This is a genomic window from Streptomyces sp. OfavH-34-F (assembly GCF_022347745.1).
Taxonomy (GTDB): domain Bacteria; phylum Actinomycetota; class Actinomycetes; order Streptomycetales; family Streptomycetaceae; genus Streptomyces.
In genome coordinates, this window is record NZ_JAKRGC010000346.1 from 1 (window position 1) to 6433 (window position 6433).

At 75.9% G+C, this 6433-nt stretch carries 3 protein-coding genes; all 3 read left to right on the top strand.

Features of this window, described 5'->3' with window-relative positions; all coding sequences use genetic code 11:
* The first annotated feature begins 413 nt into the window (after positions 1-413).
* A complete protein-coding gene (locus tag MHW47_RS30475; RefSeq protein ID WP_239227102.1) occupies positions 414-1559 on the top strand; it encodes an SDR family oxidoreductase in 1146 nt (381 codons plus the stop codon).
* Positions 1560-1631: 72 nt separating this feature from the next.
* Positions 1632-3215, top strand: a complete 1584-nt coding sequence (locus MHW47_RS30480) for a PfaD family polyunsaturated fatty acid/polyketide biosynthesis protein (protein ID WP_239227103.1) — start codon at positions 1632-1634, stop codon at positions 3213-3215.
* A gap of 41 nt (positions 3216-3256) precedes the next feature.
* Positions 3257-6433, top strand: a 3177-nt coding sequence (locus tag MHW47_RS30485; RefSeq protein WP_239227104.1) for a type I polyketide synthase, incomplete at its 3' end; no start/stop codon positions are given.

Below are 6433 nucleotides of genomic sequence, written 5' to 3' on the forward strand. Positions count from 1 at the left end.
CGGGGCGGCGGCCCCGGCGACTTCCCCGTACCGCCGCACGGCTCGGGCTCCCCTGCCCGGCCTGTGCGGCAGCACCCGTGGGCCGCTTCCCGGCCGGTGCCGGCCCGTGGCCCGGGACCGGCTTCGCGGCGGTACGCAAGATCCCCCGAAGGAGGGACGGGGGACGGCTGCTTCGCCCGGTCGGGTGCCGGTCCGCACTGGCGTACGCGGCCTCTGACGTCGGAGTACTTCGTTCGGGTGAGGGGCCCGGATCGAGTTCTTCCGGTTCGACCGCCGTCTGCCATGGTGTGCCGTGCGCCGACGAGCGACGTGCCCGGCGACGGCGGAGGAACCGCCGGCGCGGCCCGCGCCGTCCGACGACGCGGCGCGTCCCCGCGGCAGGCGGGGCGGTCCCATCCGCAGCCCTTGGAGCCATGGCCGTGCACGTAGCCCTCACCGGCGCGACCGGATTTCTCGGCCTGCGCCTGCTGCGTCGTCTGCTCGACGCGCACCGGTCGGTGACGGTCCTGGCCCACGCGGGCTCCGGCGACGCCCTGCACCGCATCGTCCGCTTCTTCGAACTGACCGGCTCCGCACCGGAGTTCGTCGCCGGGCTCGCCGAGCGGGTGCGGGTGGTGGAGATCGATCTCGCGCTGCCCCGGCTGGGACTGCCCGAGCGGGAGTACCAGGAGCTGGCCGATGGGGTGGGCGCGCTGTGGCACAGCGCGGGCAGCATCAATCTGGAGGGCGACCTGCCGGAGCTGCGCCGCGTCAACGTCGAGGGGACGCGGCACGTCCTGGAGCTGGCCGCCGCCGGCCGGCTGCGGCCCCGCGTGCACCATGTGAGCACCGCGTTCGTCGCCGGGGCGCGGCGTGAGGGTGTGGCGTACGAGGACGAGCTGGACGGCGGCCCCGGGTTCGAGAACGCCTACGAACGCTCCAAGTACGAGGCCGAGTTGCTGGTGCACGCGTGGTCGCGGGAGCACGGCCGGCCGGTGCTGGTGCTGCGGCCGGGCGTCCTGGTCACCGACCTGCCGCCGCACCCGGACCTGCCCCCGCATCCGCTCCAGGTCATCGAGCGGATTCTGCGCGACGCCTGCGGCTCCTGCGGCCCCGGGGCGCGGGACCGGCCGCGGGTCCGGATGGTGGGGCACCCGCACGGGCGCCTCAACCTCCTCCAGGTGGAACACGCGGCCGACGTGATGGTGCGGCTGGCCGGGCGGCCCGCTTCGGGCGGAGTCGACACGTTCCACGTGGTCCATGACCGCGATGTGCCCGTGGCGACCGTCGTGGACGTGCTGGAGCGGCTGGTTCCGCTGCGGGTCGAGCTGGTGTCCGGCCGCCCGGCCGCGCCCTCGCCCCTCGAAGCGATGCTGGACTTCTACCCGGGCATGACGGCCTATCTCGCGCACCGGCGGCGGTTCGACGACACCCGGGTCCGGGCCCAGCTGGGTCCGGGCGCCGCGTCCGCCCCGGTGGACGCGGACTACCTGTGGGCGGGGCTGGCTCCCCGGTCGTGGACCGTGTCCGGACCGCCGGGCCCGGCCGCGACCGCCCCGCCACCCGTGCGCCGCAGCTGAATCCGGCCGCGCCCGCCTCCCCGCGTTCCCGACCGTTCCCGTCCGTTCCGCCCGTCCCGTGGGAGCCGCCTCGTGTCCGTCCTCACCGCCTCCGGCTCCTCCCTGGTGCCGCCGGATGCCTTCTCGCCCGACGCCATCGCCGCCTGCGCGCGGCACATCCGGGAGCCCGTCCATCTGGTCGGCGGCCCGGACGGGCGGGAGCTGGGGCTCGTGCGGGGGCCGGTGCCGTCCGGGCGGGTGCTGGGGACGCTGCCGCCGCTGTACCCGGAGTGGCTGGGCGGCCGCACGTTCTGCGAGGCGCACGGGCTGCGCTTCCCGTACGTGGCCGGGGAGATGGCGAACGGGATCGCGACGACCGCGATGGTGGCGGCGATGGCCCGCGCGGACATGCTGGGCTTCTTCGGCGCGGGCGGGCTGGGGTACCCGGAGGTCGAGCGGGCCGTGCACACCCTCGTCCGGGAACTGGGCGAGCGGCGGAACTGGGGGGTCAACCTCATCCACTCGCCGGCCGAGCCGGAGCTGGAGTCACGGGTGGCCGAACTCCTGGTGCGGGCCGGGGTGCCGTGCGTCTCCGCGTCGGCGTACATGGAGCTGACGCCGGCCGTCGTGTGGTGCGCGGCCCGGGGGCTGCGCCGGGGCCCGGACGGCGAGGTGGTCCGGCGTACCCGGATGCTGGCGAAGGTGTCCCGGCCGGAGGTGGCCGAACGGTTCCTCTCGCCCGCCCCGGCCGCCCTGCTGGACGCCCTGGTCGCGCGGGGGCGGCTCACCCGCGAGGAGGCGGACCTGGCGGCACGGGTGCCGGTGGCCGAGGACGTCACCGTGGAGGCGGACAGCGGAGGCCACACCGACAACCGGCCGCTGTCGGTCCTGCTGCCGAGGATCGCCGCGCTGCGCGACACGCTGTGTGCCCGGTTCGGCTACCGTCGGCCGGTCAGGATCGGTGCGGCGGGCGGGCTCGGCACGCCGGACGCGGTGGCCGCGGCCTTCGCGCTCGGCGCCTCGTACGTGGTCGTGGGGTCGGTGAACCAGACCGCCGTCGAGGCGGGGCTGTCGGACGAGGCCAAGGCGATGCTGTGCGAGGCGGACATCGCGGATGTGGCCATGGCCCCGGCGGCCGACATGTTCGAGCTCGGCGTGCGGCTCCAGGTGCTGTCCCGGGGGACGATGTTCGCGCGGCGGGCCGGCCGGCTCCACGCCGCGTACCGTGCGCACGGCTCGCTGGAGGAGATCCCGGACGCGCTGCGCGCCACGCTCGAACGCGACGTGCTGCGCGCGTCGTTCGACGAGGTGTGGCAGTGGACGCGGGCGTTCTGGGAGCGCCGCGACCCCGCCGAGATCGCCCGGGCGCAGGCGGACCCCAAGCACCGGATGGCGCTGGTCTTCCGCTGGTACCTGGGCAGTTCGAGCCGCTGGGCGATCGAGGGGGACGCCTCGCGGCGGGCGGACTACCAGATCTGGTGCGGCCCCTCGATGGGCTCGTTCAACCGGTGGGTGGCCGGTACGCCGCTCGCCGACCCGGCGCACCGGGACGTCGTCACCATCGCCCTGCACCTCCTGGAGGGCGCGGCCGTACTGACCCGCGCCCATCAACTGCGGGCCCACGGTGTGCCGTTGCCGCCCGAGTCCTTCACCTACGTGCCCGGTGGACCGGCGTGAGCGGCGCGGCCGTCCCCCGGCGGACCTTCGAAGGAGAGACCGTGCCCCCCTCATCCCCTCTCCGCCGACATCCCGTCGCCGTCGTCGGGGTCGGCGCCCTGGTGCCCGGCGCGTCGGACGCGGCCGGCTACTGGCGGATCGTGTCCGGCGGCCGGGACCTGATCACCGAGGTGCCCGCGTCCCGCTGGCGGGTCGAGGACCACTACGACCCCGACCCGGCCGCCCCCGACAAGACGTACGCCCGCCGGGGCGCCTTCCTGCCGGAGGTCGACTTCGACCCGATGGCGTACGGGGTGCCGCCCACCGCGCTCGCCTCGACGGACACCGCGCAGCTCCTGGCCCTGATGGTCGCCGACCAGGTGCTGGCGGACGCCGGGGGCCGGGCCCGTACGGCCGGGGACCGGACGGGGGTGGTGCTCGGCGCGGCGGCCCTGGAACTGCTGCCGCACATGTACGGGCGCACGCACCGCCCCGTGTGGCTCGCCGCGCTCCGCGAGAGCGGGCTCACCGAGGAGGCGGCACAGGCGGTGTGCGACCGGATCTCGGACCGGTTCGAGCCCTGGCGGGAGTCGTCGTTCCCCGGGCTGCTGGGCAATGTGGTCGCGGGCCGGATCGCCAACCGGTTCGACCTGCACGGCATCAACCACACCACCGACGCGGCGTGTGCCAGTTCGCTGGCCGCCCTGTCCACGGCGGTCGGGGAGCTGGCCCTGGGCCGGGCGGACCTGGTGATCAGCGGGGGCGTGGACACGGGCAACGACATCGGCATGTTCCTCTGCTTCTCCAAGACGCCCGCGCTGTCCCCGACCGGGGACTGCCGGCCGTTCGCCGCCGACGCGGACGGCACGATGCTGGGCGAGGCCGTCGTCATGTACGCCTTGAAGCGGCTGGCCGACGCGGAGCGCGACGGCGACCGCGTGCACGCGGTGATCCGGGGCATCGGCAGTGCGTCGGACGGCCGGGGCGGCGCGATCTACGCCCCGATGCCGGCGGGCCAGGCGCGGGCGCTGCGCCGCGCGTACGAGGACGCCGGCTACGGGCCGAAGACGGTGGAGCTGGTCGAGGCGCACGGTACCGGGACCAAGGCCGGTGACACGGCCGAACTGGCCGCCCTGAACAAGGTGTTCGGGGCCGCCGGCCGGGACGGCGGGCCGTGGTGCGCAGTCGGCTCGGTGAAGTCGCAGATCGGCCACACCAAGTGCGCGGCGGGGGCGGCGGGGCTGCTGAAGGCGGTGATGGCGCTGCGCCACCAGGTGCTGCCGCCGACCGTGAAGGTGGAGCGCCCCCACCCGGCGGCCGCGCTGCCCGACGGGCCGTTCTACGTGAACACCGAGACGCGTCCCTGGGTGCGGCCGCCCGGCCACCCGCGCCGGGCCTCCGTGTCGAGCTTCGGGTTCGGCGGCAGCAACTTCCACGTCACGCTGGAGGAGTACGTGCCCTCCGGCGCCGGAGGGCGGGTGGCCCCGCGGCATCGCGCGGTGCCGGGCGAACTCGTCCTGTTCGGCGGCGACTCCCCCGCGGCCCTGGTGCCGCCGCCGGCGGACGGGAGCCGTCCTCTGGCCGCCCTGGCCCGCGACAGCCAGCTGTCCTTCTCCCCCGCCGCGCCGGTGCGCCTGGCGATCGTCGCCTCCGGCGAACAGGACCTGCGGGAGAAGTTCGACCGGGCGCTGGCCGTCATCGAGCGGAACCCGGACACGCCGTTCGCCACCCCGTCCGGGGTGCGTTACGCCTGCGGGAAGCCGGAGGCGGGCCGGACCGGCTTCCTGTTCCCCGGGCAGGGCGCGCAGTACGTCGGCATGGGCGCCGGTATCGCCATGCTGGCGCCCGCCGCGCAGGCCGTGTGGGACCGGCTGGGCGGCAGCTCCTTCGACGGCCGGGAGCTGCACCGGGTGGTGTTCCCGCCGCCCGCCTTCACCGACGAGGAACGTGCGGCCCGAAAGGCCCTGCTGGACGCCACCGAGTGGGCGCAGCCCGCGCTGGCGGTGCAGGCGCTGGCCCTGCTGGAGGTGGTGCGGGAGCTGGGGCTGCGCCCGGACTGCGTGGCGGGGCACAGCTTCGGCGAGCTGGTGGCGCTGCACTGCGCGGGTGTGCTGGACGCCGGGGCGCTGGTGGAGCTGGCGCGCCGCCGGGGCGAGCTGATGCGGGACGCCTCGGCGGTGCCGGGCGCGATGCTGGCGGTCTCGGCGGACCGGGACCGGGTGGCGGAGGTGCTGGCCGCGGGGGCGTACGGGGACGTCTGGCCCGCCAACCACAACGCGCCCCGGCAGGTGGTGCTCTCCGGTGCGGCGGACGCGGTGGCACGCGTGGAGAGGGCCTTCGCAGATGAGGGGGTGGCGACCAGGCGGCTGGCCGCGTCGACCGCCTTCCACAGCCCTCTCGTCGCCCCGGCCGCCGAACCCTTCGCCGCCCATCTGCGCACGGTGCCGCTGGCGGCGCCCGGCATCGAGGTGTACGGCACCGCCGACGCGGCACCGTACCCCGCGGACGTCGAGGAGGTGCGCCGGCGGATCGCCGGTCAGCTCGCCTCGCCGGTCCTCTTCCAGGACCAGCTCGAGGCCATGTACGCGGCCGGGGTGCGGACGTTCGTCGAGATCGGTGCGGGCAGCGCGCTGACGGGGCTGGTGGGCCGGATCCTCGGCGACCGCCGGCACACCGCGGTGTCGCTCGACGGCCCCCGTACCGGCGTGGACGGCCTGCACGCGGCGCTCGGCGAACTCGCCGTACGCGGTGTCCCCCTGGACTTCGGCGCTCTCTGGGCGCCCTACGAGTCGCCCGAAACCCCAGCGAAGGAGCGCGAGCCCCGAATGACGGTGAAGATCAGCGGCGGCAACGACCGCGGACATCTGCCCCCGCCCCGCGCCGAGGCCGCCGCCCCGCCCGGCGGGCAGGTACTCCGGCCGCCGTCCCCGTACGTTCCCGAGCCCGAACCCCAGGCGGTCCCGATGTCCTCGCACGCCGTACCCCCGCAAGCCGTGCGTCCCGCCGGGGACGCCGCACCGCTGGGCGCCGATCTGTACGCGGCCGTCGACCGGGTGCACCGGCAGACGGCGGAGGCCCACGCGGCCTGTCAGCAGATGCTGGTGGACAGCCATCTCGCCTTCCTGCGGATGACCGAGACCAGCATGGCCGCGCTGCTCGGCGGGGAGGCGGCCGCCGCTTCGGACGCCCCGGCGCCGCCGGCGCTCCCCCGCCCCGCGCCGCCTGTACGCGCGGCGGAG